General features: G+C 60.4%; 23 protein-coding genes and 6 pseudogenes. 18 read left to right on the forward strand and 11 right to left on the reverse strand.

Annotated features, from left to right (window positions below; all coding sequences use genetic code 11):
* From ACAX61_RS16585 to ACAX61_RS16600, 4 genes and pseudogenes are all read left to right on the forward strand, one after another.
* The coding region (locus tag ACAX61_RS16585; protein ID WP_370715849.1) for an NAD-dependent epimerase/dehydratase family protein at nucleotides 1–961 on the forward strand (961 nt) is incomplete at its 5' end.
* Between the two features lie 386 nt (nucleotides 962–1,347).
* Nucleotides 1,348–3,012, forward strand: coding sequence for a YjiK family protein (locus ACAX61_RS16590; RefSeq protein ID WP_370715850.1), 1,665 nt, complete (start codon nucleotides 1,348–1,350; stop codon nucleotides 3,010–3,012).
* Nucleotides 3,013–3,226: 214 nt separating this feature from the next.
* Nucleotides 3,227–3,454: a hypothetical protein gene (locus ACAX61_RS16595; protein ID WP_370715851.1), complete on the forward strand. Its 228-nt coding sequence runs from the start codon at nucleotides 3,227–3,229 to the stop codon at nucleotides 3,452–3,454.
* A 362-nt stretch (nucleotides 3,455–3,816) separates the two neighbouring features.
* Nucleotides 3,817–4,402: pseudogene (locus ACAX61_RS16600) on the forward strand (transposase).
* Nucleotides 4,403–4,413: 11 nt separating this feature from the next.
* On the opposite strand, the pseudogene ACAX61_RS19650 reads toward ACAX61_RS16600, so the two are convergent.
* Nucleotides 4,414–4,609, reverse strand: a pseudogene (locus ACAX61_RS19650) (transposase); the annotation flags it as partial.
* Nucleotides 4,610–4,742: 133 nt separating this feature from the next.
* On the opposite strand from ACAX61_RS19650, the gene ACAX61_RS16605 reads away from it, so the two are divergent.
* Nucleotides 4,743–5,006, forward strand: coding sequence for a hypothetical protein (locus ACAX61_RS16605; RefSeq protein WP_370715852.1), 264 nt, complete (start codon nucleotides 4,743–4,745; stop codon nucleotides 5,004–5,006).
* 68 nt (nucleotides 5,007–5,074) lie between these two features.
* Here ACAX61_RS16605 and ACAX61_RS16610 read toward each other — a convergent pair whose 3' ends face one another.
* Nucleotides 5,075–5,233: a hypothetical protein gene (locus tag ACAX61_RS16610; protein ID WP_370715853.1), complete on the reverse strand. Its 159-nt coding sequence runs from the start codon at nucleotides 5,231–5,233 to the stop codon at nucleotides 5,075–5,077.
* 46 nt (nucleotides 5,234–5,279) lie between these two features.
* On the opposite strand from ACAX61_RS16610, the pseudogene ACAX61_RS16615 reads away from it, so the two are divergent.
* From ACAX61_RS16615 to ACAX61_RS16645, 7 genes and pseudogenes are all read left to right on the forward strand, one after another.
* Nucleotides 5,280–6,043: pseudogene (locus ACAX61_RS16615) on the forward strand (IS5 family transposase).
* A 106-nt stretch (nucleotides 6,044–6,149) separates the two neighbouring features.
* Nucleotides 6,150–6,482, forward strand: coding sequence for an ArsR/SmtB family transcription factor (locus ACAX61_RS16620; protein WP_370715854.1), 333 nt, complete (start codon nucleotides 6,150–6,152; stop codon nucleotides 6,480–6,482).
* A 12-nt stretch (nucleotides 6,483–6,494) separates the two neighbouring features.
* Entirely contained in the window at nucleotides 6,495–6,923 is a 429-nt protein-coding gene (arsC, locus tag ACAX61_RS16625; RefSeq protein WP_370715855.1) for an arsenate reductase (glutaredoxin), read from the forward strand.
* Nucleotides 6,923–8,209, forward strand: a complete 1,287-nt coding sequence (arsB, locus tag ACAX61_RS16630; RefSeq protein WP_370715856.1) for an arsenic transporter — start codon at nucleotides 6,923–6,925, stop codon at nucleotides 8,207–8,209. Before arsC ends, arsB begins: the two co-directional genes overlap by 1 nt.
* Entirely contained in the window at nucleotides 8,209–8,928 is a 720-nt protein-coding gene (arsH, locus tag ACAX61_RS16635; protein WP_370715857.1) for an arsenical resistance protein ArsH, read from the forward strand. The genes arsB and arsH overlap by 1 nt, the downstream gene beginning before the upstream one ends.
* A gap of 372 nt (nucleotides 8,929–9,300) precedes the next feature.
* Nucleotides 9,301–10,356: an NAD-dependent epimerase/dehydratase family protein gene (locus ACAX61_RS16640; RefSeq protein ID WP_370715858.1), complete on the forward strand. Its 1,056-nt coding sequence runs from the start codon at nucleotides 9,301–9,303 to the stop codon at nucleotides 10,354–10,356.
* Nucleotides 10,357–10,589: 233 nt separating this feature from the next.
* Complete coding sequence (locus ACAX61_RS16645; RefSeq protein ID WP_370715859.1) at nucleotides 10,590–11,978, forward strand: exopolysaccharide biosynthesis polyprenyl glycosylphosphotransferase; 1,389 nt, start codon at nucleotides 10,590–10,592, stop codon at nucleotides 11,976–11,978.
* Here ACAX61_RS16645 and ACAX61_RS16650 read toward each other — a convergent pair.
* Nucleotides 11,975–12,720: pseudogene (locus ACAX61_RS16650) on the reverse strand (IS5 family transposase). The gene ACAX61_RS16645 and the pseudogene ACAX61_RS16650 overlap by 4 nt on opposite strands.
* Before the next feature lie 433 nt (nucleotides 12,721–13,153).
* Nucleotides 13,154–13,900: an HAD-IIB family hydrolase gene (locus tag ACAX61_RS16655; protein ID WP_370715860.1), complete on the reverse strand. Its 747-nt coding sequence runs from the start codon at nucleotides 13,898–13,900 to the stop codon at nucleotides 13,154–13,156.
* Between the two features lie 316 nt (nucleotides 13,901–14,216).
* On the opposite strand from ACAX61_RS16655, the gene ACAX61_RS16660 reads away from it, so the two are divergent.
* Together ACAX61_RS16660 and ACAX61_RS16665 are read left to right on the forward strand one after the other, a co-directional pair.
* On the forward strand, nucleotides 14,217–14,567 hold the full coding sequence (locus ACAX61_RS16660) for a hypothetical protein (RefSeq protein WP_370715861.1): 351 nt from the start codon (nucleotides 14,217–14,219) through the stop codon (nucleotides 14,565–14,567).
* Nucleotides 14,568–14,630: 63 nt separating this feature from the next.
* Nucleotides 14,631–15,128 (forward strand): RES family NAD+ phosphorylase, encoded by a 498-nt coding sequence (locus ACAX61_RS16665; protein WP_370715862.1) that lies wholly within the window; start codon nucleotides 14,631–14,633, stop codon nucleotides 15,126–15,128.
* A 41-nt stretch (nucleotides 15,129–15,169) separates the two neighbouring features.
* Here the strand turns inward: ACAX61_RS16665 and ACAX61_RS16670 are convergent, their stop codons facing one another.
* Nucleotides 15,170–16,219 (reverse strand): mannose-1-phosphate guanylyltransferase/mannose-6-phosphate isomerase, encoded by a 1,050-nt coding sequence (locus ACAX61_RS16670; RefSeq protein WP_370715863.1) that lies wholly within the window; start codon nucleotides 16,217–16,219, stop codon nucleotides 15,170–15,172.
* Between the two features lie 316 nt (nucleotides 16,220–16,535).
* Between ACAX61_RS16670 and ACAX61_RS16675 the strand changes: the two genes are divergently transcribed.
* Nucleotides 16,536–17,234, forward strand: coding sequence for a PilZ domain-containing protein (locus ACAX61_RS16675; protein ID WP_370715864.1), 699 nt, complete (start codon nucleotides 16,536–16,538; stop codon nucleotides 17,232–17,234).
* Between the two features lie 342 nt (nucleotides 17,235–17,576).
* On the opposite strand, the pseudogene ACAX61_RS16680 reads toward ACAX61_RS16675, so the two are convergent.
* The 3 genes and pseudogenes from ACAX61_RS16680 to traA all read right to left on the reverse strand — a co-directional run.
* Nucleotides 17,577–17,905: pseudogene (locus tag ACAX61_RS16680) on the reverse strand (AAA family ATPase); the annotation flags it as partial.
* A 210-nt stretch (nucleotides 17,906–18,115) separates the two neighbouring features.
* Nucleotides 18,116–18,808 (reverse strand): DUF6118 family protein, encoded by a 693-nt coding sequence (locus tag ACAX61_RS16685; RefSeq protein ID WP_370715865.1) that lies wholly within the window; start codon nucleotides 18,806–18,808, stop codon nucleotides 18,116–18,118.
* Nucleotides 18,809–18,841: 33 nt separating this feature from the next.
* Nucleotides 18,842–21,766: a Ti-type conjugative transfer relaxase TraA gene (traA, locus tag ACAX61_RS16690; RefSeq protein WP_370715866.1), complete on the reverse strand. Its 2,925-nt coding sequence runs from the start codon at nucleotides 21,764–21,766 to the stop codon at nucleotides 18,842–18,844.
* A gap of 167 nt (nucleotides 21,767–21,933) precedes the next feature.
* On the opposite strand from traA, the gene traD (ACAX61_RS16695) reads away from it, so the two are divergent.
* Together traD (ACAX61_RS16695) and traD (ACAX61_RS16700) are read left to right on the forward strand one after the other, a co-directional pair.
* Nucleotides 21,934–22,263 (forward strand): conjugal transfer protein TraD, encoded by a 330-nt coding sequence (gene traD / locus ACAX61_RS16695; protein ID WP_370715867.1) that lies wholly within the window; start codon nucleotides 21,934–21,936, stop codon nucleotides 22,261–22,263.
* A 13-nt stretch (nucleotides 22,264–22,276) separates the two neighbouring features.
* Nucleotides 22,277–22,546 (forward strand): conjugal transfer protein TraD, encoded by a 270-nt coding sequence (gene traD / locus ACAX61_RS16700; protein WP_370715868.1) that lies wholly within the window; start codon nucleotides 22,277–22,279, stop codon nucleotides 22,544–22,546.
* 61 nt (nucleotides 22,547–22,607) lie between these two features.
* Here the strand turns inward: traD (ACAX61_RS16700) and ACAX61_RS16705 are convergent, their stop codons facing one another.
* The 3 genes and pseudogenes from ACAX61_RS16705 to ACAX61_RS16725 form a co-directional block, all read right to left on the reverse strand.
* Nucleotides 22,608–23,666 (reverse strand): tyrosine-type recombinase/integrase, encoded by a 1,059-nt coding sequence (locus ACAX61_RS16705; RefSeq protein WP_370715869.1) that lies wholly within the window; start codon nucleotides 23,664–23,666, stop codon nucleotides 22,608–22,610.
* A 484-nt stretch (nucleotides 23,667–24,150) separates the two neighbouring features.
* A pseudogene (locus tag ACAX61_RS19655) lies at nucleotides 24,151–24,930 on the reverse strand (IS5 family transposase).
* 58 nt (nucleotides 24,931–24,988) lie between these two features.
* Nucleotides 24,989–25,456, reverse strand: coding sequence for an exonuclease domain-containing protein (locus tag ACAX61_RS16725; RefSeq protein ID WP_370715871.1), 468 nt, complete (start codon nucleotides 25,454–25,456; stop codon nucleotides 24,989–24,991).
* 112 nt (nucleotides 25,457–25,568) lie between these two features.
* Here ACAX61_RS16725 and ACAX61_RS16730 point away from each other — a divergent pair, with 112 nt between their 5' ends.
* Complete coding sequence (locus ACAX61_RS16730; RefSeq protein ID WP_370715872.1) at nucleotides 25,569–26,936, forward strand: O-antigen ligase family protein; 1,368 nt, start codon at nucleotides 25,569–25,571, stop codon at nucleotides 26,934–26,936.
* The last annotated feature ends 15 nt before the right edge of the window (nucleotides 26,937–26,951 follow it).

Here is a 26,951-nt window from a genome sequence, read left to right on the forward strand (position 1 = left end):
TGCGGGCTTTGTCGGCCATGCGACCGCCCACCGGCTGCTTGACCGCGGCGAACGGGTGATCGGCGTCGATATCGTCAACGACTATTATGATGTCGCGCTGAAGGAAGCACGGCTTGCGACATTTACGGATCGGAACGGCTTCGACTTTCACCGGATCGACATTGCCGACGCCGGCGCGATGGCGGTGCTGGTCCGGGACCATGAAGTCACCCGCGTCGTCCACCTCGCCGCACAGGCGGGTGTGCGGTACAGCATCGACAACCCCTTCGCCTATCAGCATTCGAACCTGGCCGGCCATCTATCGATTATGGAAGCGTGCCGTCACGCGCCGGGTTTCGAACATTTGGTCTATGCCTCCTCCAGCTCGGTTTACGGCGACCGGCCGATGGGCGGAGCGGGCTTCAGCGAGGATGAGGCAGCGACCAATCCCGTCTCGCTTTATGCCGCAACCAAGCGCGCGTGCGAGCTGATGAGCCAGTCCTATGCCCGGCTTTACGGCTTTCCGCAGACGGGGCTGCGCTTCTTCACCGTCTATGGCCCCTGGGGCCGGCCTGACATGGCCTATTTCGGCTTTACGCAAAAGATTATGCGGGGCGAGCCGATTGAGGTTTATGGCGAAGGCCGGATGGCGCGCGACTTCACCTATATCGACGATATCGTCGACGGGATCATCGGCGCGCTCGACCACCCGCCCGCCCCCGGCGGCCATCGGGTGCTGAATATCGGCGACAGCCACCCCGTCGGCCTGATGGAAATGATCGAAACGCTGGAACGCGCGATCGGCCGCGAAGCGATCAAGGTCATGTGTCCCATGCAGCCCGGCGACGTGACCGCCACTTATGCTGACGTCTCCCGCCTTCGCGAACTGACCGGATATCGGCCCAAAGTGATGCTCGAAGAAGGGCTTACACGCTTCGCCCAGTGGTATCACGACCACTATCGAACCGGCACACCCGGCTGAACGCTAACGCGCGGCCTGACGGCCGTGGGAAAAGTGATCGCGACATCGATGCTAGCGCAAGCTGCGCCGGGCAAGGGGTTCGCCTCGCCCGCCCACCATCGTCGCCATGCCGGAAAAAAGCGCATCCGCACCAAATTGGGACAAAAGTCCCACCCTAGAACAGGCGTGTCACGCAGGGGCGATCAATCAGCCTTTATCGCAAATCCTTAATGCATCATTAACACCCCTAGAACCTAAATCTTGGGGAAGGCAGAAGGATGTCGACGTTTACTATATCCTTTGGAATGAACGGTAGCCAGAATGCATGGTATCTTCGCACCGGACCGTCAGGATTTAGTCCTCTAAACATTGCCTTGCTTCCCGGCGACAAACCGGCGTTTGCCAACGTGTCCAAGCAGTTGGCCGTATCGTACACCATGGACGCGGTGGCGGGTGACCTGCTCTATGGCGCCCGGGTCGATACCGCGACCTCGCCCGACGGCAATGTGATCGATCTGATTCCCGACTGGAACAGCGTTAAGAATGTCCAGCTCGTTTCCGAGAGCGCCCAGAATTTCTATTTCGACGGCTTCGTCCATGTCGATGCGGCAGTCGGGCTGAACGACACCAACGGCAGCACCCTGGTCCTGAACGGCACCAAGCGCGGAAACATCATCACCGGCGCGGGCAGCGACGTGATCGATGTTCGTGTGGTCGAGGATCAGGACAGCATCTGGGTGACCACTTTCCGCATTAACACCGGCGGCGGCGACGACGTGGTCAGCTTCAAGCCGCTTGACATCGCGGGCGAGCTTGCCGCGGGCGATGCAACCTTTGTGCAGGCGGTCAACAAGCCCGGCCTGCCGCTGATTGCCACGGCCGAGGGCCGCACCACTTTCACCGCGCTTGGCAGCGGCAATGACCTGTTCCTAGGCTTCAACAGCGACGATCATATCGCCGGCCAGGTGGATAATGGCACTATTGACTCAGTTTTCCAGAATGCCCCGCCCAGCGGCGTTGCATATAGCATCGGCGGGTCGACCAGCTGCGGCCACCAGAGCCGGCTCTATCGTATCGACCTCGAAACTGGCGCGACCACGGTGGTAGGCGACGTCACGATCAAGACGGGTCTGGGTAAGAGCGGCAAGAATGTCGATGTTGAATCGCTGTCGCTCAATCCGATCGACGGGATGCTGTACGGATTCATCTCAAGCCCCGGCAACGTGACTGGCCTTATCAAAGTGGACCCGCTGACCGCAGAAACGACCTATATTGGCGGCCATGTCCGCCAATATAAATCGGAGACGCAGGACTTTGCCTTCGGGACCGATGGCAAGCTCTATCTGGCGTCGGAAGGCGACCTTGTTTCCGTAGAAATCGCTACCGGCGCCTTTACGATCATCGGCAACAATACGCTGAATAAGAAGATTGGCGGCCTGGCGTTCGATCCTATCACCGGAAAGCTGTTTGGCCTCGCCGACGTGGGCTGGAAAACATATCTGGTCGAAATCGACAAATCGAACGGAAATATGGTCGAGGCGACCCAAATCCGCAATCTGTCGGCGTTCACCAAGCTGGAAGGCGCGTCGTTTGACAGCGAAGGGACGTTGTGGGCGCTAGATCGCCTGTCGGGCAAGCTTGTGACGATTGATACGGCGACGGGACTTGCCACCAAGGCGTCAAAGACGTTGGGCGTGTGGCACCAGACGGGCGACGGGTTCGAGGGTCTGGCGATCGACATTGCCCAGAAGAAAATGCTGGTCGACCTGAAGGCACAGGGCGGCGATCGCATCGTGACTGGCGAGGGGGCGGATCACGTCAACTATGCGGCCGGGGACGGCGTGGACGTCATCGCCGACTTCGACTTGGCAAACGATACGCTGCACATTGAAGGCTATAGCGCAAACCAGATCAAGATCGACGTCTTCAATGGCAATACTTTCATCCGATTCACGGACAATAGCACCGACGGATTTGTCGACAATGCGATGATCGAACTGTCAGGTGTAATCAACTTCGATCAATCGATGATTGTGTACAGTCTATCGACCGATTTTCCAATAATTGTATAACTTCTATTTCATGGACATTCAACGTATTATCCTGTTAGATTCGAGTTAATAATGCGTTAAAAAGGTTTTTTTATTCATTACTGACGTTAAAACTATGCGAAGCTGTGCTGCTTGAACAGGGTATAGTTTTTCAACACAATAAGGTTAACCACAATTTCAAAGCTCAAATGATAAAATGCTTAGGTAATTTTGATACCAAAATAGGATTTATGTAATGAGCGAAATTAATGATAATGGAGAGGAATATATAGATTATCCTATTACAAGGAGAGAAGCACGGGAGTTCTTGTTTTTGATTCAAGAAGTTGTTGCTTGCCAGATTAATTTAAGGGCCACACTCATTGGCGGTGATCCAAATAGTCCGTTCTTAATGTCGGCAGAGTCTGCGATCAATATATCCAAAAAACTGCAAGATATTGTAGACAAAATGATCAAGCCCTAAAATGTTGAAAGATTGCTCGCTAAGCCAACGCGTCTTCCTTGTCGTGAGGCACGAAGAAAATCATGCTAACTGACACCCAATCGATGGCTAAAGTACAAGGAAGGAAGAGCAGGTGAGACAGCCACGGTCTCGATCGTTCGGTAGCTCGACGCCAGAACCAAAGCGCCGGGAACGGCGATTCAAATAGAACCTCCAGTCAAGCTGCTAAACCGATAACGAAAAAGTCTGTCGCTTCCATGATGCGATATTTCCATGGAGCGGACTGGTTCACCAGAGGTTTGAGACTGACAACTTCCCCATTGATCTAACCTGTGATTCCGCGCTGGCATGAGCCGATACGGCCTGAACAATTTTAGTGGCGCGTGCTCGAACCACTGCTGCCCAACAAGCCACGAGGCGTGCCGCGCGTTGATGACCGAAGGACGCTGAACGGCATCTCCTGGGTCCTACATTCCGGCGCACCATGGCGTGACCTGCCCGAGCGCTACGGTCCGCGTACGACCTGCTACAATCGCTTCGTGCGATGGTGAAAAGGCAGGCTTGTGAAACCCCATTACCGCCGCCTACGACGGCCACATCCGGATGATCGACATCTCCTCTGTTCGCTCCACAGCAGGCCGCAACGGCAAAAAGGGGAGGCGGACGGGCAGATCGCCGAAGCACTGCTCGACCACCTGGGTCCGCGGACCATCGTGCTGGCCGACAAGGGCTATGACGCCGACCGCATCCGCGAGCAGATTTAGGATTAAGGCGCTGCCCCCAACATCCCGCCGAAAGGCAACCGCAAATGGAAGCCCTGCTTCAGCGAGCGCCTCTGCCGAGAGCGCAACCTGCTCGGACGGTTCTTCACCAAGCTGAAGCACTTCCGTCGTGTCGCCACCCGTTACGACAAGCTCCGCTGCCTTCCTCGCCACGGTCCGGCTCGCCTCGATGCGGCTCCGGGCTTAGCATCCACGCGCCTGCTCGGCCCAATGCCGGAACCTGACATAGACAGAGTTCCACTTGCCGTAATGCTTATGCATCTCGCGCCGGACAGCCGACCCGCAACACATGATATACCGTTGAGAATCGACGATTATTGCGTGCAGGGCGAACCGAGCGCCAGCACTCAGATGGCCGCAGCGGTCTGATTGCATGCCAGTCCGCATCCGACAATCCCGCAGCCCATGTCTGCTCTCCAAAGAGCAACCTTGGATCAAGAAGGGTCTTGAAAACCCCCCCTCTCAGCGCGACCTAAAATCATAGTTTACAAGTATGATCCTTCAAATCAAAAGGAAAGGTAGTACTTATGTATATTCCAATTAGCATTATGAATAAGAATGGTATTTCTTTTGTTGTTGCTATTGTAAACATAAAATTTTTATCAGGAAAAATAGAGTCTATTTTTATAATGAATTATTTAAAGAATGCTTTTAGTGGTATACCGATTGTTTTGGTAGCAAAGGATATTAATGGAAGAACAAAGTTTTTCGGTCGGTTACAAATCGTCAAACTTATAAGGTCTGAAAATTTTAATAAATCTACTTGGGTACGACACAATGTCCAATACTGATGTTTTACGCATTTTCTAGGTCGTGAACCCATAAAGCGAGCGGCTTGGGTAATTGGGAGGGCTGCGGCTCAGCCGTATTTAGCCCACAGGATCGCGGCAGCTACCAGTGCGCAGAAGATGGCGAAGAGCGCCATGAACACCCGAAATGGGAGAAGCAGGAGCAGATCGGACCAGTCGAACATGGCATGATGCTGCAGCAACTGCCGAGGCGTGCAATCGAGCGTCATCCGGCGGCGGCTTCCACGTCCGACCGGACTGTGATTCAGGCTCACCATGAGCCGATATGATCTGACCGACTTTGAGTGGCGCGTGATCGAGCCGCTGCTGCCGAACAAGCCACGAGGCGTGCCGCGTGTGAATGACCGCCGCGTGCTGAACGGCATCTTCTGGGTGCTGCGTTCCGGGGCACCGTGGCGCGACCTGCCGGAACGATACGGCCCGCGCACCACCTGCTACAACCGCTCGTGCGATGGCGAAAGGCGGGTGTGTGGGATCGGCTGATGGACGCCATCACCGCCGCGCATCAAGGCGATATCCAAATAATCGACAGCACATCCGTTCGCGCCCACCAGCAGGCCGCGACGGCAAAAAAGGGGGTGCGGATCACTGTCTCGGTCGATCACGCGGTGGGCTCACGACCAAGATCCACGTCGTTGTTGATGCGCAAGGCCTCCCGATCCGGCTCGGCCTGACCGCAGGACAGACACACGACGGGCAAATCGCCGATACGCTGCTCGACCACCTCGGCCCGCACACCATCGTGCTGGCCGACAAGGCCTATGACGCCGACCGCATCCGCGATTTGATCCAAGACCAAGGCGCCACGCCCAACATACCGCCGAAGAGCAACCGCAAGTGGAAGCCCTGCTTCAGCAAGCGGCTACCGCGAGCGCAACCTCATCGAGCGATTCTTCTCCAAGCTGAAGCACTTCCGCCGCGTTGCCACCCGCTATGACAAACTCGACGCCAACTTCCTCGCTATGGTCCAGCTTGCCTCAATGAGGCTGTGGCTCCGCGCTTACGAGTCTACGGCCTAGCTCGTTAGCTCTAATCGCTCAGCAACTTCAAGACCTACACCAACGGGTCTTTGGTATGAGGATAAAAGCCCTTTCATCTTTTTTTTCTATCGTTTATACTAGATATATGGATAGATCAATCGCTATCGTGGTGCTTGGCGCGCTTGCGCAGGCTACCCGGCTCGACACCTTTAAGCTGCTGGTGCGGCAGGAACCGCACGGTCTGGCCGCGGGTGAAATTGCACGCCAGCTCGACGTGCCGCAAAACACCATGTCGGCGCACCTTGGCATCCTGGCCCGGGCCGGTCTGGTCCATTCCGAACGGCAAAGCCGCTCGATCATCTACCGCGCCAATCTGGACGGCCTGCACGCGCTGACGCTTTTCCTGGTCAAGGACTGCTGCGCCGGCAACGCCAAGCTGTGCGCGCCGCTTGTCGCCGAACTCGCCCCCTGCTGTTGAAAGGACGCCTGCGTGGCCATCGATATCGTCATCTATCACAACCCCGATTGCGGCACGTCGCGCAACGCCCTTGGCCTGATCCGCAATACCGGGATCGAGCCGCACATTGTCGAATATCTGAAAACCCCGCCCTCGCGCGCAATGCTGGTCGACCTGATCGACCGCGCCGGCATCCGCCCCCGCGATCTGCTGCGTGAAAAGGGCACGCCTTATGCCGAACTGGGCCTGAGCGACATGTCGCTGTCCGACGACGCGCTTGTGGATGCGATGATGGCACATCCGATCCTCATCAACCGACCGCTGGTCGTCTCGCCGCTCGGCGTAAGGCTTTGCCGCCCCTCGGAAGCGGTGCTCGATCTGTTGCCGACGCAGCAGCTCGGCGCCTTCGCCAAGGAAGACGGCGAACAGGTTGTGGACGCGTCAGGTCAGCGCCTCGCCTGATGCTGCTTGCCGTTCTGATCTTCGTCGCCACGATCACGCTCGTCATCTGGCAACCCAAAGGCATCGGCATCGGGTGGAGCGCGGTGGGCGGTGCCGTCGTGGCGCTGCTGGCGGGTGTCGTTTCCCTGTCTGACGTGCCGGTGGTGTGGGACATCGTCTGGAACGCGACGGGTGCGTTTGTCGCGATCATCGTCATCAGCCTGCTGCTCGATGAAGCGGGCTATTTCGAATGGGCGGCGCTTCATGTCGCCCGCTGGGGCCGGGGCAATGGCAAATTGCTGTTCGCGCTCGTGGTGCTGCTGGGTGCGGCGGTATCGGCCCTGTTCGCCAATGACGGCGCGGCGCTGATCCTGACGCCCATCGTCATCGCCATGCTGCGGGCGCTTGGATACGGGCCCAAGGCGATGCTGGCATTCGTCATGGCCGCGGGCTTCATCGCTGATACCGCCAGTCTGCCGCTGGTCGTGTCGAACCTGGTCAACATCGTGTCCGCCAGCTTCTTCGGGATCGGCTTTGCCAAATATGCCGGTGTAATGGTGCCGGTCGATGTGGCGGCGATCGTAGCCACGCTGGTCGCGCTGCTGCTGTACTTTCGGCGGGACATACCGGGCGTTTATGACGTGGGGCAGCTCCGGCACCCTCGTGAAGCCGTTCGCGATCCGGCAACCTTCCGCGCCGGGTGGGTCGTGCTTGCACTGCTGCTCGCCGGCTTCTTCCTGCTCGAACCGCTGGGCGTTCCGGTCAGCGCGTTGGCAGCCGGCGGTGCGGTCCTGCTGCTGGTGGTCGCGGGACGGGGACAGGTGATCGAGACCCGCAAGGTGTTGCACGACGCGCCGTGGCAAGTCGTGATCTTCTCATTGGGCATGTATCTCGTCGTCTATGGCCTGCGGAATGCCGGCCTGACCGACCATCTGGCCATGCTGCTCGATCGCACCGCGCAAGGCGGGGTGTGGGGCGCGGCACTGGGGACCGGCATCATCGCGGCGGTCCTGTCGTCCGTAATGAACAACATGCCGACCGTGCTGGTGGGGGCGCTGTCGATCGACGCCACCAACGCCACGGGCGCGGTCAGGGAAGCGATGATCTATGCCAATGTGATCGGCTGCGATCTTGGTCCCAAGCTGACGCCCATCGGATCGCTCGCGACGCTGCTGTGGCTGCACGTCCTTGGCCAGAAGGGCATCCGGATCGGGTGGGGCTATTATTTCCGGGTCGGCGTCACCCTTACGGTGCCGGTCCTGCTCATCACACTGGCGGCGCTCGCGCTGCGAATTGGGATTGCCTGATGCCTTTGCGCGATTTGCCCGACCCCGACCATCTGCCCGCACTTGATCCCGCCTTTGCACACGTCCGGCCTGCGCTCGGCCTTGGCCCCGCCGAGCCGGCACCGCGCATCCTGCTGCTTTATGGAAGCTTGCGCGAACGATCGTTCTCGCGCCTCGCGGTCGAAGAAAGTGCGCGCCTGCTGCGCCTGTTCGGTGCCGAGACGCGGATATTCGACCCCTCTACGCTGCCGCTGCCCGATCAGGTGGCCGGCGATGACCATCCCGCCATTCACGAACTGCGCGAATTAGCGATGTGGTCGGAGGGTCAGGTATGGTGCAGCCCCGAACGACACGGTCAGATCACCGGCATCATGAAGATGCAGATCGACCATTTGCCGCTAGAAATGAAAGGACTGCGACCAACACAGGGCCGCACGCTAGCGGTGATGCAGGTGTCGGGCGGATCACAGTCGTTCAACGCGGTCAACACGCTGCGCCTGCTCGGCCGCTGGATGCGCATGTTCACGATCCCGAACCAGTCATCGGTCGCGATGGCTTATAAGGAGTTCGACGATGCGGGCCGCATGAAGCCGTCGAGCTATTATGATCGCATCGTGGACGTGATGGAGGAGCTGGTGCGCTTCACGGTGCTGCTGCGGCCGCATGCACAGCAACTTGTCGATCGTTATTCCGAACGAATAAGCCGGCGTGCAGATCAGCACCACAACAGTTTATCATGAATTACAATTACTCTTTAGCGTTGAATGCTTCACTTATAATAGATTATATTAATACTAGTAAGTGTAATTTGACCTAAAAGGTTTTTATTTCATTTGGTTATAGGGTTGGTACTTTATTAGTGCAATAAGTTATTTCGCTATAGTATTACTGTTTACAGGTTTTATTGCGTTTGTTTTAATTAAATAATAAATGTAAATGCATATTCTATTTTTAACGCAATGAGATTTAATGGTTCAACCTTGCCGATGCCTCGGGAAAGCAATAATAATCTTGCCACGCAGCTATCTGAGCTTTGCTCTGAATCTGCAACGCCGGCGCACGGAAACAACTACTTGCATCGCCTTATCGGTGTGACCAGAGCACCACTGACAATGCCGAACGCCCAACCCTTTCACCTGATTGCCGGCGGTGCCGGTTTCATCGGGTCGCACCTGTGCCGCACCCTTTTGGATCGCGGGGAACGGGTGTTGTGCGTCGACAATCTGCAAAGCGCATGGCCCGGCAACCTCGAAACACTGCGCGACCGGGCGGGGTTCGAATTCGTACAGGCCGACATCTCCGCCCCACTGCCTGCCGCCGTGACGCGTCGCACCGCCGCCGTCACGAATATCTGGAACCTGGCATGCGCCGCGTCGCCGCCGCGCTATCAGGCGGACCCCGAACATACGATGATGACCAATGTCGTCGGCACCGACCAGTTGCTCCGGCTGGCGGAGACCGCAGGCGCGCGGTTCCTGCTGACCTCGACCAGCGAGGTTTACGGCGACCCCGAACAGCATCCGCAGGTGGAGGCATATCGCGGGCGCGTGAACTGCACCGGCCCGCGCGCCTGCTATGACGAGGGCAAGCGCGCCGCCGAAACGCTGTCATTCGATTTCGGTCGGCTGAAGCGCGCCGACGTTCGCGTGGCGCGCATCTTCAACACCTATGGTCCGCACATGCAGGCTGATGACGGGCGCATCATCTCGAACGTGATAACCCAGATGCTGGGGGGTGATGCGATCACCGTCTATGGCGCGGGTACGCAGACGCGCAGCCTTTGCTATGTCGACGACATGGTCGCCGGACTGATCCGGCTGATGGAATCGGAGCAGGCGGGCGACGGTCCGGTCAATCTGGGCAACCCGGACGAACGGACGGTTCTGGAAATCGTGGCGACGATCGCCAGGGTTATCGGGATCGAGCCAAAGATCCTGTTTCAACCATTGCCGCAGGACGACCCGCTGCGCCGCCGGCCCGACATCACCCGCGCCCAGCAATTGCTGGGCTGGAACCCGTTGACTCCGGCCGAAACCGGCATTGCCCGCACGGTGGACCGGTTTCGCGGCACCCGGCAGCCGACGGCACTGCCGCCAAAGCGCCGCTGCCGAGATAAGCCAATTTTCCTACCCTCTTACCCAACAAAGCCTTTTTATAAGCCGCTCTAACCGATGGGATAGCTGCGCTCACCAAGAATCCAACCTAACGCTTTGTTTTTATTGCCGAAACAAGAATCGTGAAACAAATTTCCCATAAGTCAATGCTTAGCTTTTGCCTCGTATGTCGATAATCGGGGCGAAACTTGCCAAAACACGATGTTGCGCTGCAAAAAAGCGCTGTGATTGAGGTGGAGAAATGTTGTATCACACGATCCAGATACGGACAGATAGGGATGGCTAACATGGAAATGGAGGCGTTCCATCATAAATCATGGCGTGCGCGACCCAATATATCGCCAGCCACTGCATCGACGCTGAAATTCAGATCCGGACTTTGGCTTATTGGGCTGGATTTAACCAGTCTAATAATGGGCTTCGGCTTTGCCGCTTATATAAGAGGTGTGCTTTTAGGACCAATTGACTGGATTTGGCCTATTATTGCAATAGCTCCGATTTACTTTTTGATGGCATTGGGATTTGATGCTTATGATGCCAGCAATCTGTTAAAGGCCCGACATGGGGCAATGCGCGGTGCACGTGCGCTACTTGCGGCAGTCTGCACGCTGATTTTAGCAGCGTTCTGTCTAAAGGTGAGTGAGGAATTTCCTCGAGCACTAATGGCCTTGGGCACTACAGCATCATTGGTTTTACTGTTGATACTACGATATTTATTTGTTCGCAACATGAACTGGATTATTGGTGGAAATCCGTTTAACGTAGTGCTGCTACACGATGGCGCTTCACCATTGCCGACTGGCCATTTCACAACAGTACTTATAGCCGATGAACGGTTTGATCCTGACATACACGATCCTTTGATGTATGACCGATTAGCTCGTACAGTTTCAAGTGCTGATCGTGTAATCGTCGCGTGTGCTCCTGAAAAGAGAGCCGCTTGGGCGCATGTTTTAAAGGGAACAAACATCTTAGGCGAGATTTTCGTTCCTGAACTGCGTGATTTGGCCCCCCTTGGGGTTTCAGTCTGTGACCGTACACCCAGCGTAGTAGTAGCCGTCGCGCCGTTCGGTTTATATGACCGTGCCCTTAAACGTGCGTTCGATATATTTTTATCTGGTATCGCTCTGTTTATATTCTCGCCTTTATTAATACTGGTCAGTATTCTGATTAAGTTGGATACGCCCGGTCCCATCATATTTAAGCAGGTAAGAATTGGCTGCCGAAACGAAATGTTCCGCATTTGGAAGTTTCGAAGCATGAGAGTGGAGGGAAGTGACAGTTCAGGGCATCGCTCGGCTTCAAGAGATGATGACCGTATTACAACTATTGGTCGATTTTTAAGAAGCTCGAGTTTAGATGAACTTCCGCAGCTTTTTAACGTATTGAAGGGCGATATGAGCATCGTTGGCCCTCGACCTCATGCCCTAGGATCACGTGCTGCTGAAAAGCTTTTTTGGGAAGTAGATGGTCGTTATTGGCACCGACATTCGGTCAAGCCTGGGCTGACTGGGCTCGCCCAAGTTCGTGGTTTTCGTGGCGCAACACTAATTGAAGACGATTTGCGCAATCGTTTGCAGGCAGACTTGGAATATATAGAACATTGGACGATTTGGCGAGATATAAGAATTATCATCTTAACCTTTGGCGTTTTATCTCATCGCAATGCTTACTAGGCTGTAGACTCATAAGCGCGCAGCCACAGGCGTATTGAGGCGAGTTGGACCATGGCGAGGAAGTTGGCGGCGAGCTTGTCGTAACGGGTGGCGACCCGGCGGAAGTGCTTCAGCTTGGAGAAGAACCGCTCGGTCAGGTTCCGCTCGCGGTAGAGCCGCTTGCTGAAGCAGGGTTTCCACTTATGGTTGCGCTGGGGCGGGATGTTAGGCGTGGCACCCTTGGATCATCTCGCGGTGCGGCCGGCGTCATAAGCCTTGGCCGCCAGCACAACGGTGCGCGGGGCAAGATGATTGAGCAGCCGGTCGGCCATCTGGCCGTCATGGGTCTGTCCTACCGTCAGGGCGAGCCGGATTGGGGGCCCTGCGCGTCGACGACGACGTGGATCTTGGTCGTGAGCCCGCCGCGTGATCGACCGAGACAGTTATCTGCACCCCCCTTTTTGCCGTCGCGGCCTGCTGGTGGGCGCGAACGGGGGTGCTGCCGATCATCTGGATGGCGCCGTCATGGGCGGCGCTGATGGCGTCTATTAGACAATCCCATACGCCCGCTTTTCGCCATCGCACGAAGCGATTGTAGCAGGTGGTGCGCGGGCAGGTCGCGTCACGGAGCGCCGGAGCGTAGCACCCAGAAGACGCCGTTCAGCACACGGCAATCGTCGACGCGCGGGACGCCCCGAGGCTTGTTGGGTAGCAGCGGCTCGATCACGCGCCACTCGAAGTCGGTCAGGTCATATCGGCTCATGCCGGCGCTGAATCATGCACTGCCGCGTCAGGAAAGAGGCGACACCTACATCTGCCAGCGCTGAATCTCTCGATATCGCCGTACCAAGTTCAAGGGGAGCAGCGTCAACAGCGCCCAAGGCGGTAGCAGGAGCAGTGTAAACACAACAGCAAAGCCAAGAAGACCCCGTCAGATCGACCGAACCCATATCCAGCGCGGTCATCCCGGTGGCCCAGACGACAAGAAGCACCGGGGCCACTGACCAGATTCCAATCAGCGCTAAGCGCCATCGAGAGCGCGGAAGGAAGCCAAGCCCGGCTCCAATCGCCATCGCCCCCGCCGCCCATGCGACCAGCGTTGTCGTGCTCAGCCCATCCCACATGACCCAAGCCTACGATCGGCTTGCCAGCTCGACAACCATCCACGCAGATTTATGAGTTCACGACCTAAAGACTTATTTTAGACAAGCGACAATTCCTGTAATCACTGAAATGGTTTCCTGTGGATCCCGTATGCGAACGGTATCCATCCCCATGGTCTTGGCCGGGTAATCATTGCCCCCAGGAAAGATCGCATCGCCGATAAAGATCATGTCGCCAATCGCGATGCCGCTTTCGTCGGACAGCTTGTTAAGGCCATAAGCCTTGTCCACGCCCTCACGCGTGATATCGATCGAGGTCGCGCCGCCCATGTTGATCGAGAGGCCCGGCAGCCGTCCGCGCAGGTCGGCCTGAATAATCTTGCGCTTGGCAAAATCGGGATCCCAATGCTCTTTGGCGTTGATCGGTGCCTGCTGGCCCAGTGCCGAAAAGGTGATCTGACTGCCGCGATCCTCGATCCGTTCGCCCCATGTCTGTTCGGGAACGAAGCCCGTCGCTTCGAGCGAGGCGTCAAACGCGGCCAGAATCCGGGCCTTTGTCTCCTCATCGAACAATTCGGCATAGATCGCAGACCAGGCGCCCTGACGATGGGTATAAAGCTTGGTTCCCGTCGTTGGCATCAGCCACAGCCGGCTGCGATCAGCATGGTCGGGCAGGCGGCTCGCCACCTGCTTTTCGAACTGCGGCCAGTCACCGCCCGAAATGACCGCGACATGCGCAACGTCCAGCAATTCGGCCAGCGCTTGGCCCATCGGCTCGCCCAAGGGCTGCTTGCTTTCGGCCAGTGTGCCGTCAAGATCGAAGGCGATCAGTTGCTTCATCAGGGGAACACTCCATGGACGGGATCACGCAAGCCGGCCTGCATGCCTGAATGGTTGTCGAAGCGGTTGAAACAGTCAGTGCAGCCGCAGCCCGCACTGCTGCCCGACATTGCTGGACAGGATGCCGGGATGATCGTTCCAATGGCCCCTTTTGCGGTTTTCCGCCCTTCGCGTCCTTCCAAACCCCAAACACGGCGTAGTGCAAGCGCTTTGTGACGTAAGATGCCTCGTTTTTGACGATGAAGCGCTGTGTCGATCGGCGCATCATTGCAATGGCAGCGTCGAATGGGCATATATGGGGTCAAGGAGCGCACTCATGATTGCTGCTTTTCTGAACGATATCCGCGACCATGACATAATCGCCCCGCGCCGCATGGCGGAACGGCTGCGTGTGCCGGTATCTCAACTGGCGCGGCTTGCACGGGTCAATCGCAACACGATGACCGCCCGACCCGAAAGCCCGGCAGTGCAGGCTAAGCTGGGCGAGATCGCCCGCATCATCGCCGGGGCCGCGCAACTGACGGGCGATGAAGGCAAGGCGATCATCTGGTTCCGGCATCAACCCATTCCCGGTTTTGGCAAGACTGCCGAGGAACTGGTCGAACAGGGCCATGGCGTACTGGTGATCGAGGATTTAGAGCGCATGACCGATGGTGCCTATTCCTAAAGCTTGGCGCACAGCATCACCGCCTGACAGCAGGCGCAAGCGGGGCAACTTAGCATTGAACCCATGCCCTATCCCGTCCGCCCGCTCGACATTCAGGTCTGGCGCATGATCGCGCCCGCACATCAGCGCAGCCCCTTGTCGGGAGAAGGAGCGCGGCTGCATGGCGGGCGCTGGAATCTGAAGGGCTGGCCCGCGCATTATAGCGCGCTCGACCCCGTGACCGCTGTAGCCGAATATTATCAGGGGCTGGCGCGGCCGGGCGTGCTTGCCCCCTACCGGGTCGTGGCCGATCGCATCGCCGACCTGACTGACGGTCGCGGCAACGCCGCCGATCCGGCTGTCACCAAGGCGCTTGATGCCGAATGGAAGACGATCGCTCGCATCAACGGTCGGGTGCCGCCAAGCTGGGCGGTCGTACAACCGTTGGTGGCCGACGGCGTCCAGGGCGCGCTCGTCCCCTCACTTCAGAACCCGGGCGGCACCGCGCTGGTGCTATGGCATTGGGGCAACGGTGGCGCGCGCCTGACGCTTATCGACCCCGACCGGGCGCTGAGCGGATAGGTGTATGGGCGTCGACATGTCGGCATCCATACACCCCGCGCTCATCCCTTCATCGCATCGAGCAGCCGCTTCACGTCCTGCGACCGGCCACGCGGCAGGATCAGAATGTCGTCGCCGCTAGCCACGACGATCAGGTTGCTGACCCCCACCATCGCCACGCGCGCGCGGTCGGATCGAACCAGACAGCCATGGGTGTCGAGCATCACGACCTCGCCGTCGGTCGCATTGCCCTTGGCGTCGGTTTCGCTGAGCGCATGCAGGGCATCCCAGCTTCCGACATCGCTCCACCCCATTGCAACGGGGACCACAGCGACCCTGTCGGCGCGCTCCATCACGGCATAGTCGATCGAGTTCGAAGGAGACCCACCGAACGCCGCCGCTTCGGGGCGCACGCAGATACCGTCGCGATCCGCCCCCGCCATGGCACGCTTCGCCGCGTCAAGCATCGCCGGCGCGAATTCGGCCAACGCTGCCAGATAGGCATCAGCCCGGAACAGGAAGATGCCGCCATTCCACGCATGATCGCCTGCGGCGACCATTGCCTGTGCGGCCTCGAACGGCGGCTTTTCGACAAAGCGGGCGACGCGGTGCACGCCCTCGGCTAGCGGCTCGCCGACCTGGATATAGCCATAGCCCGTCTCGGGCGCGTCGGGGGTAATGCCGAACGTCACCAGCCAGCCATCCTCGACCAGCGGCAATGCGCGCCGGATTGCGGCGTGAAAGGCCGGAACATCGGCAATCACATGGTCGGACGGCATGACCAGCAGCGGCGCATTGCCACTGCCCGCCGCGACCGCCGCCAGTGCAATTGCGGGCGCGGTATTGCGCGCCATCGGCTCCAGCACAATCGTCTGAGCGGCGCAGCCCGCCTCGGCCAGCTGGGTGGCGACCTGATCGGCATGAGCGGTATTGGCGACCACGATCGGCGCGGCAAAGGCTTCTCCAGTGGCGCGCGCGGCCGTCAGTTGCAGCATCGTCTGGGCTGCGGTCAGGGCCAGAAATTGCTTGGGCCGCTCCGGTCGCGACATCGGCCACAGCCGCGTGCCGCTACCACCAGACAGAATAACGGGAACGATCGTCGAACTCGGCATGGGGGTGGCCTCCGTATTTGCGCCTCCCAAACGCAGAAATCCCGCTTGGTGCAAGCTGTTTACGCCTCGCACGGTCCAAATTGACAGGCAGACGCGTGATCGCGAACGCGCAATTCCTTAACAAGGAGTAAACGACAGGTCCGTAGGATTGCCGTCTGGCGTGCCCGCACCGGCCGCACGTAAGTCCTGACTGTCAGTGCGACGGGTCCCTGCCGTAGCCCCTCGCCGGATAGCGAGGCTGTATGATCAAGCGTTCACGGACATCGCCCGGCGGCTTGCGGGATTATCGTCGACACCGTGCGATGAGTAAGAATTGATGTCGATGCTGGATTTCCTGCGCCGAAAGCCCGCGCCGCCCCTCGAAGCGCTGGATTCGCTTGATACTCGTGCCGCCCCGCGCGAGCGCATCTGCATTCCGGTGACAGTCGATACCGGCTGCGAATGGTATGATGCGGTCATTCTCGACCTCAACATGCGCGGTGCTCGGATCTATGTCGAAGATGAATCGCCGCGGCTGCGCCCTTGCCTTGGCCAGTTGCTGGCCGTTCGCCCGTCGGGCGGCGTTCCGATCGCGGCGCAGGTCCGCTGGCGCGAGGACCGGCATCTGGGTGTCCAGTTCCTCGTCAACATACATGCCGAAACCCTGTCGATGTTTCGCTCCGCCTCACAACAGCGGCTCCAGCCTCGCCCAAGCCGCGCCCGCGTCGGCTTCGATGTCGAGGTGGTTTTCGGGGAACATCGGCAGACGGCGCGTCTGACCGACATTTCCAGCTCCGGCGCGCGCATCAACGGCGTTTCGGAGGTTGATGTCGGCACCCCGATGATGGTGCATTTGGAAGGACTGATGCCAATCGCGGGCCATGTCCGCTGGGTCGATGGCGAAGAAGCCGGTATCATGTTCACGCGCCTGCTGCCGATCGGCAGCGCACGTTATATCGCCGAACAGGGACTAGTCAGTCGGTTGTGGCTGCAAGAAGTTATAGAGCAGCATGATAGCGCGAATCCGCTGAATTAAGCAATATTTAGCATGTCGATTTCCAAATCGGCTATCGTTAGTTCGAGTGGCCCTTTTATGGAAGCAGGGCAGCGAGGATGCGAGGGCAAGCGATAGCAACGCTCGTCTGGCTTCTGCGATTGCAAATGAACGCGCTAGAGCCTCGGTACAAGCACGGTACGGGCCGCTGCCAAAGAGGCTCAGAAACTAGGATGCGTGTCCCCCGGTACGTTCTCCGACAATCGCGGTGAACTGAAAAGGCCCTTGTTCATAGGGTAATGTGCCGGTCCGGCGTAGCAGGACGTGCGGGATTGTCTTGAAATCGAGCCAGATATGCGGGATGCCAACCCTTGACCGCCAACACCGATAACCCTGTACTACTAAATAATAAGTAGATGCTCGGTCACGTCGATTTCCCGAGACCGTCTTTGAATTCTTCACCTCAATGATCGTCGGCACGTCCACCGGCGCGCGGGCGGGGGAGGCGCCTAGCATCTCGCGCATGTTCAGCAAATTCTAACCGTGTAGCCAAGCAGGCGCCCGTTCCCCGATGCCAGTGCCGGGGGCAGGTGACCCTCGTCTTGGGCCATGCGGATACGATTGGTCAAACAACCAAGCGATTGCGCAGCCTCGGCAATGCCGAAGCGGACGTTCAGGCTTTTGCGGCTCGCGAGCATGAACGTTTTCCGCAGCCGTCACTAGATCATTCGCCCGCGATTAGCGCTTGTCTCGCATTCCTGTTCATTGGCCTGCCGATGATGGTGATAGTCCTACAGTCCGGCAGCGGAGGCGAGGGACTACCGGCCAGGGCCATGCCACCATTCCGGCGATGATCATAGATACGCAAGACGAGCGCTTGCTGGAGGTGTAAGTGCCCGACCATTGCACCCATCTCGACACCGTCACTTACCGGGTCCACCGTCCGCCTTCACATCGATCGTGCAGCGCACTGTCTCACGCGCCCTGTTCGTCCGCTTCCGGCAGGTCTCGATCGCCTCGCGGTTAGCGATAAAGATTCGATAACCCGACTGCATGCCCGCCAAAGCCTCGGGTGAAGCTGCACGCAGCATCGCCTGCCCACCTTCCCACATTGGCATGAAAAGTATATGTGCGGCGATCTTCTCCGGCCAGTGCCAGTTATCGGGTGTCGCCCGCAGGATTGGCCCCGCCAGCAACGTCCACAACACGATGCCCATGATCGTCCCGGCGACCATGGACCATGCCAGCCAGCGATTCTGCTCGTCGCCCGCGCGTGCCGACACGACATAGCCCTGGAGCTGGCGCGTCACGTCCTCCAGGCCCCTGATCACGCGCCGGTCCTCATCGCGAGCACCAGCGCTCGCTGCAACGATCCGATCAGCGACATGGCGCGGCGTGACATTGTCTTCGGCCGCCTTCGTCAGCACATCGACGCGTGCAGCCGTCGCGGCGATCGCCTTCGCCATGTGCCCAAGCGTTTCGGTATAGTCGGGTAGCTCGAGCCTGTCGTCACGCCCGGCCGCCAGTTGCCCGACGGCACCGCGCAGCAGCTCCAACTCGCGACCCAACCTTGCGAACGCCGCCGCCGCGACGTCCGGATCGTAATCTTCGTTCAACCTTGCCCCCTTCTTATCGGAAAGCACGAACCCTTACAGGCTCATGCCGCTGTCCCGCTGACGGCCCGCACCGAGCGACGCAACCAGTGCAGCCCCAATTGCCCGCCCCTTGTCGGGGTTCAGGTTCAGCTCGGACGCACGCTGGCGCAGCACCGTTTCAAACTGCGGATCGCGCCCGATCGTCCCGGCCGTCTTCACCATGTCGGCGCGCATCCGTTCAGCGCCCGCCCGGTCGCCCGAGCGCTCCAGATCCGAACGGACCTGCCCCATCTGCTTCCATGCCGCAACGAACCGGTCCGCGCGCGCCTCCCGGTCGAGCCGCACCCGGCGTTCCTCGGCCATTGCGCGCACCGCACCCACTGTGTTTCCAGCGGCTGCCTGCGCGATCAGCGCGGGATCGCGGCGGAACGCGGCAGCGAGGTCGCTGGCAGCGTCGGGACGCGTCCGGTCGAGCGCCTCGCCGGCACGGCGCAACGCGCTCTCCTGATGCGGGAGCACCGGCAGATCCAGGGCGCGCATCCGGTCCATGTCGGCTGCGGCACGCGCATAACGTCCGACGGCCCGAGCAGCGTCCGACCTGTCGTCAATCACCGGCCCGGCCTGCGGCATCATATCCGAAACGGAGGTTTCCGGGGCCACCCTCAGCCGGAACCCGGCGAACATGCCCTTCGCCTTGTCACGGACCTGCTGCACGATCTCGCGCGCCCGCTCGGGCCAGCGTATCTCGCGCCGCTCGGCAAAGCTGCGTGCCCGCTCCTCGTCGGATGGCGCAGCATAGTCGCCGGCCATGTCCTTGGCCCGGTCGCGCGACAGGGTACGCGCAAGCTTCGCCAGGTCGGCGAAGTCGTCGCACCCGTAATGGAGCGCCACCCCGTCACGATGTCGCGACATGCCGACATAGGCGCTGTGCCGTTCCATGCCCGGCGTGGCGAGGACGTGCGCGCGATCGACCGTCACGCCCTGCGATTTGTGGAACGTCGCCGCATAGCCGTGATCGACCGCGGCATAGTCCTTCGCTTCGAACGCCACCCGCGCACCGCTGTCGAGCCGCACCACCATGCCTTCGGGGCTGACCCGCTCGATCGTTCCCAGTGTGCCGTTCTTCACACCCATCCCGCGTTCGTTGCGCAGGAACATAATCCGGTCACCAGGGGCGAACTGCCGCTCGCCCCGCTCGGCGCCGAACGCCACGTCCTCGCCCAGGTCGCCGCTCGCCCGCAGCCGGCCACGTGCCTCCTCGTTCAGCGCGCGCACCTCGGCATTGGTATGGGTGAGGATGATGCGGGTTCGATCGGGCTCGGCCTGCCGCTGGCGATCCCAGCCCTCCACCAGTGCGCTGCGCGCTGCCTCGCGCGTCTCGGCCGCATGCACCATGCCATGCGCCGCATAGGCGTGGATCGCCTCGGTCGTGCGACCCGTCGCAAACGCGCGCGTTGCCGCCTTCTGCCAGTCCTCGCGCTGTCGGCGCACCTCGGTGATCTCGGCAGCGCCGTGACGCTCGGCAATCGCCCGGAACGCCGCCCCGGCCTCGATCGCCTGCAACTGCTCGGGATCGCCGACCAGCACCACCTTGGCCCCGGCATCGCGGGCATGCGACAGCACCCGCTCCATCTGGCGGGTGCCGATCATCCCCGCCTCGTCCACCACCAGCACGTCGCCCCGGGTCAGCAGCTCGCGGCCCTGCGCCCACGCATGTTCGAGGCTGGCGATGGTGCGCGACGGGATGCCCGATCCGTCCTCCAGATTCTCGGCCGCGATCCCCGACAGCGCCGCGCCGCGCACCTGGTAGCCCTGCGCCGCCCATGCCTCACGCGCGACGCCCAGCATCGCCGACTTGCCGGTCCCGGCATAGCCGATGACCGATGCCAGCCCCTGCGCACCGGTGATATGCCCGAAGGCGTCGCGCTGCTCGCCCGACAGCACCAGTCCACGCCCTTCCGCAGCCGCCAGCGCAGCTGCAAGGCGAGACGCGGAGACGCCGTGCCCACCTTGCCGCGCCAGCATGTCGCCCGCCTGCTCAAGCCGTGCCTCGGTCGCGATCGTCTCGCGCGACGTGAACCGCTCCCGGTCGCGCCCATCCTTGCCCAGCGCCACCAGATCGGGGCTGGCGCGCACCGCTGCCATCACCCGGTCGAACTGCTCCTTTCCGTCCGAGTGGCGGAACACGAAGATCGCCAGATCGCGCAGAGTGAAGGTGGACTGCTGGTGCGTGATGCCGTCGAGCGCGATGCGCGGATCGGCTAGGATCTTCTCGCCATTCTCGCGCGCGATCCGCCGGTGATCCTCCGCCCGCCCGGCATCCTCGCCGCGGTCGAGGCGGCGCATGCCGGCCGGACCGATCTTGTGCTGCGGTTCCAGCTCGATCCCCTGCTCGACATAGGAGCGGTGATCGATCCGCCCCTCCAGACCGAGCAGCACCATGCGCTCGTTGACATGGGCCGCCCATGCCTCGCGCCAGGCCTTCAGCAGCTCGGTCGAATTCCAGTCGCGAACCTTCTTGCCGAACCCGTCCGGTCCCACCTCGCGCATTGCCAGCATGATATGCGCGTGCGGTTTGGGGCTGCCGTCCTTTGCCGTGTCCCAGTGCACGTTGAGATCGGCGACCATCCCGCGATCGACAAACTGCGTCTTCACGAAATCGCGCGCGAGGCTCACACCCTGCTTTTCGCTCATCTCGCGCGGGATCGAGAACTCGACCTCGCGGGCAAGCTGGGCGTCCTTGCGCTTCTCGCCTGCCTCGACTTCGTTCCACAACGCCGTGCGATCCAGCAGGCGCTCCGGTGCGCCTTCGGGCAGCAGCACCTCTGAGTGCACGACACCGGCCTTGTTCGAGAAGTTGTGACTGCGCCCGAGCCGCTCGTCGTACAGCTCGGATGCGGCGCGATAGGCAGCCGACGCGACGGCGCTCGAACCGTTCGCGCGGCTGATAACCTTGGCGGAGAAATGGTAGATCGCCATCGCGTCCATCACTCTGCCGCACTTCGCGCACGTTGGCAACAACGTATAAGCGCGCACTCAAAATCCGCTTTGCAAATCCTGAGTGACTGATGCCGCATAAGCACTGGATTGCCTGCCGCGAATGATTTGATAGGCTGCCACAGCTGAAATCGGGGAAAGGGCACCAAATGCGCAAGGTTCGGGACTATGATGCGGAACTCAGGGCGCTGGAAGACAAGGCGCGGGCGCTGAAGGCGCGGCGCGTCGAACAGCTCGGCCAGCTCGTCACCGCCACCGGGGCCGATGCGCTCGACATGGAAACACTCGCCGGCGTGCTGCTCGATGCCGTCACCTCGCAGAATGCCGAAGCGAAGGAGGCGTGGCGATCGAAGGGCACCGCCTTCTTTCAACGGCGCGGGCGCAAAGGTCGCGGCGCTGCTGAAGGCAACAGCGATACTGGAGCGGCGCAACCGGGCAGCAATGCGGCGAGCGGAAGCGGGGCTTCAACGCTCATCTAGCAAGAAGTGGATTGTGGCTCGACGCGAGCGCACCCGCCACCTGATCGAACTTGGCGGCCTCGTCCAGAAAGCCGGCCTGGTCGACCTGACCGACGATGATCGCGCCACGATCTACGGCGCGCTGCTGGAGCTGGTCGGGCGTGCTCGCAGCGATGATGCCGGTGACATGCTCGCGCTATGGAAGCGGCGTGGCAAACGCGCGTTCGACGTGGAAGTGGAGTCGCGGGAAAGCATCAATGACGATCATCACTGTCGATGCGATTTTGAGGGCAAATCTGTGTGACGTTTTCCAGACGAATGCTGAGCTATCCTGATCGACCTTTGTCGATAGCCCATCATGCCAGCTATAGCTTGCCCACCACCCGTGCCGCTGCATTGGATTCCACCGCCAGCGCCTGGGCATAGCGCGCGGGCTGGGCGGGCGATTTCCAGCGTAGTGCCTGCATGATACCGGCCAGATCCTGACCGCTGGCGAACAGGTCCTGCGTCAGCCCGACGCGCGTCGAATGCGCCGTCAGCCCGGCGCGCCATGCCTCGAATTCATGCCCATCGATCATGCCCAGCAGATCGGCCGCGTGGGCTGCATCCAGCATGGCCCTATATATAAGAGTTACAGACTGCGCCGTCAGGCCGGTGCCCACGGTCCAGACATCGTCCCCGGCACGGTTGCGGGTGCGGTGCAGCCGCCGGAAAACCGGTCCTTCGCGCGTGCCGCCGCACGCCGCACGCCAGGCCGCCAGTGCCGCCATGGTGCGCGCCGACAAATAAGCATAGGCACCGGCGCCTTCCTGATCGCCTTTCGACCGGGGCACGAACAGCCGCCCGCCGCCGCCTGTGCCGCGCTCGACATGCCCCCAATGCACCGCCACCACTTCCGATCGCCTCAACCCCGTGTCAAAGGCAAGACTGAGAAGGGCTCGATCGCGCTGACCCCGCGCAATTCGATCATCGGCCGCCAGCAGCATCGCCTCGACACAGACGCCAACAGGTCCGGCAGCGACCAGCGGATCGGCAACCTGTCCGCGAAAACGCAGCCCTTTGGCTTGGGATTGGCGTACGCCCAATGCCCGGCGCTGTGCCTTGAGTTCAAGGCGCACCAGTTCGGCACGGGTCGGATCGGGCTGATCGGCCAGCGCATGCAGCCGCGCGATCGACGCCATATATCGCGCCAGCGTCGCCGCTTTCTTGCCGCCCGCCGCCTGATCGCGAAGAAACGCCGCAACGGTCGCCGGCGCGGCGGGCAGCACCGGTGAGCCAAGCGACGCGCACCATGCACCAAAGATGCGGATATCGGCGCGCAATGCCCGCCACGAATTCTCGCTCATCGCGCGCCGCGCGGCATCAATTACCGCAGCATTAATCGCAACGGCAGTATCGAGCGGAATGATCTCAGCCTGAGTCATGGATGCATGGTTGGACCGAGACCGCCTCACAATGCAAGTGCACTATCGATAGCGAACATTATCGCTAGTTCGGATGTCTATAAGTTGGAGAATGTTTCCGCGATCATACGACCTGCTGCGCGATGGCTGGAAACATATCCGAATGTGCTCACCATCGCCCGGCGATCCGACGGCGCGCCTTTTCGCTTCGCAGCCAAGTCTGGCGGATGCGGCCTAGATCGGAATGATCTTGGGCAAATACACGTGTCGTGATGAGCAGATGAACTTGTGGCAGGATCGCCGAACGGTTATCGTGGCGATGGCGCGTCCATCGGGGGCAATGCGCGCTAAGAGGCAAGCAAGCGCCCATGCATCTTCGCCAGCCCGGTGACTGTTGTTAATGAAATGCCCTGCAGACATCACCAAATGGCCGAGCGCCCGCCCCTCCAATCCGAAAAGATCCCAATCAAGGTCGCTCAATGTGCAAGCCCAAGGTAGCTTCAGGCTAGGCCCTGTTGACATAGTGCGTCAGCCACAGCTTGGCGGAGGCGAGGCATAGAAAGCCGAGGAAGGACGTTGCGGTTTTGTCGTAGCGGGTGGCGATCCGGCGGGATTGTTTGAGCCGGTTGAACAAGCGCTCGACCTGATTGCGGTCACGATAGCGCCGGAAGTCGCAAGCCGCTGGCTCGCGACGGTTCGCCTTGGGCGGGATGATCGGCAGGATACCGCGCCACAGCAGCTCTTCGCGGACGGCGTCGCCATCATAGCCCTTGTCGACGAGCAAGGCGTCAGGCTTGAGTACGGGCATGTCGAGCAGGGCTGGCGCGGCGCGATAATCCGATACCTCGCCCCCGGTCAGGACGAAGCCAAGAGGGCGTCCCTGACCATCACAGCGGGCGTGGATCTTGCTCGTAAAGCCGCCGCGGCTTCGACCAAAGCCTTCCTTGCAGGTCCCCCTTTAGCGCCCGCTGCCTGAGAATGGCCGCGGACGATCGTGCTGTCGATCATGTGCTGCCAATCGTCAGTCAGCCCGAGATCGACCAGCGTCGTCAGCATCGCGTCCCACACCCTGCTCGGCCCAGCGCCGGAACCGGACGTAGACCGAGTTCCACTTGCCATAGCGCTCGTGCATGTCGCGCCAAGGGCAGCCCACTCGCAGCACGTGCAGCATCCCGCTCAGAAATCGCCGGTTGTCATGTGACGGCCGAGCCTTTCGCCCACGCTCTGGCGGAAGCAGCGCCCCGATGACCGCCCATTCCTCGTCCGACACGTCACCTCGACCCAAAACCGCCTCCAAAAGGCAGCCTTGAATCAGAGATCACGCCAACTGGGAATCCACTATGTCAACAGGGCCTAGGAAAGCGGGTGCACATGAATGCGCGGTCGAATGTGGCGTTGTGGCTGACAATTACATCCACGCTGAGCAAATTATGGATCAGACGGTCATAGAAACGCTGTTCAACAAGCATTTGCGCCTCGATCCCTATCAATGCCTCAACCTCAGATGGCAAGGACACACCCGGCGCCTCCAATTGCTCCGTGACCGGCTGCAATTGGATCACGTTTCCCACTTCGTCCAGTTCCAAGTGCACAATGGCCAGTTCGATCATGCGGGCACGCTTTGAGTCCAGCCCCGTGGTTTCGACATCAATTACTGCCAGCCTGACCATCGGCCCTTTCGCCGGCGTTGGCGACAGCCACAATTCATCCGGCCGTGGTAGCCGGCGGAGAACCTTGAAATTACAATGCTTGTCCAGTTGCCTCGCCAACCTTTCCAAATCTCTGCTCCTGGCATATTCATAATAGTCCATCTGACGCTTCCTTGTGCTGACAAATCATCGAGGAATGCGGCGCGCTGGCGTGACGGTCGACATTGAACGACACACGGTTTCGCAAATCGCGCCAATCGACTAACGGGCGAATATGGCTCACGCGCGCTCGGCCCGACGGTCCCGTTTCCGCCCCGATCTTCCCCTTATCCTCACGATCGCGTTGATCGTGCTGCTCTGGGTTGCGGGGGGCGCATCCCGTGCCGACACCATGGGTCAGGTCGTCGTGCGGGCAGGTTGCTGGGCAATCCTGATCGCCGCGATCCTTGCCGGGCCGCGACCCATATTTGCAGGGGCGCGGCCGGTCCTGTTCCTGCTGATCGCCACCATCGCCCTGCCGCTGATCCAGCTCATCCCCCTGCCCCCTGCCTGGTGGCAATCGCTGCCCGGTCGCGACATTCTGCTGATTCCAGGGGAGCCGGTGCCGTGGCGGCCATGGACGATGACGCCGGGCGCGACGCGGAACGCGCTGGCATCGCTTATCGTGCCGGCGGCGACGCTGCTGGTGCTGGCCCAGGGGAATGAACGGGTGCGTGCATGGCTGCCGACCATCTTGTTGGCGATGATCGCCTCCGCGGTACTGCTGGGGTTGCTTCAGTTCACGGGCGCGCGGTTCAACAACCCGTTCCTGAACGATACGCCGGGGCAGGTCAGCGGCATCTTTGCCAACCGCAACCATTTCGCGCTGCTGATCGCCATTGGCTGCCTGATTGCGCCGGTCTGGGCGTTCATGGACCGCGACGCGCTGCGCTGGCGCGGGCCGCTGGCCGTCGGGCTGGTGCTGCTGTTCGTGCTGACGATCTTGGCGACGGGTTCGCGCGCGGGCATGTTGCTGGGCGGCTTGGCACTGATGCTAGCGCTGATGCTGGTCGGGCGCCGCCTGCGCCGCCGGTTAAGCCATGCGCCCCGCTGGGTGTTTCCGGCGCTGATCGTGGCGGGCGTCGTCGTGATCGGGGGCTTTATCGGCTTGAGCTTTGCCGCCGACCGCGCCGATGCGATCAACCGCCTGATCGCGCTTGAAACGGGTGAGGACATGCGCTCACGCGCATTGCCCACGGTGCTGGCGATGATCGCCACCTATATGCCGTTCGGGTCGGGTTTCGGCGGGTTCGATCCCGTGTTCCGCATTCATGAGCCGCTAGAGTTGCTCAAGCTGACCTACTTCAATCAGGCGCATAACGATTATCTGGGCATCGCGCTGGATGGGGGCATTGCCGCGATCGCCCTGCTGGCGGCCGCCACGTTGTGGTGGTTGATCACCACCATTCGCGTCTGGCGAGCCAAGGCCGATGAGAGCGTCATACTGGGCCGGCTCGGGTCGGCCGCGATCCTTCTCATCCTGATTGCCAGCATAACCGATTACCCGGCACGCACTCCGACCATCATGGCCATTGTCGTCATCGCGGCATTTTGGCTGGCACGGGCAAATGGCAACCAGTCGCAGGCTGCTTTACCCGCATGAGGCCTAGACCTATAG

Origin of the sequence: Sphingomonas sp. IW22, from assembly GCF_041321155.1 — a bacterium.
GTDB lineage: Bacteria > Pseudomonadota > Alphaproteobacteria > Sphingomonadales > Sphingomonadaceae > Sphingomonas.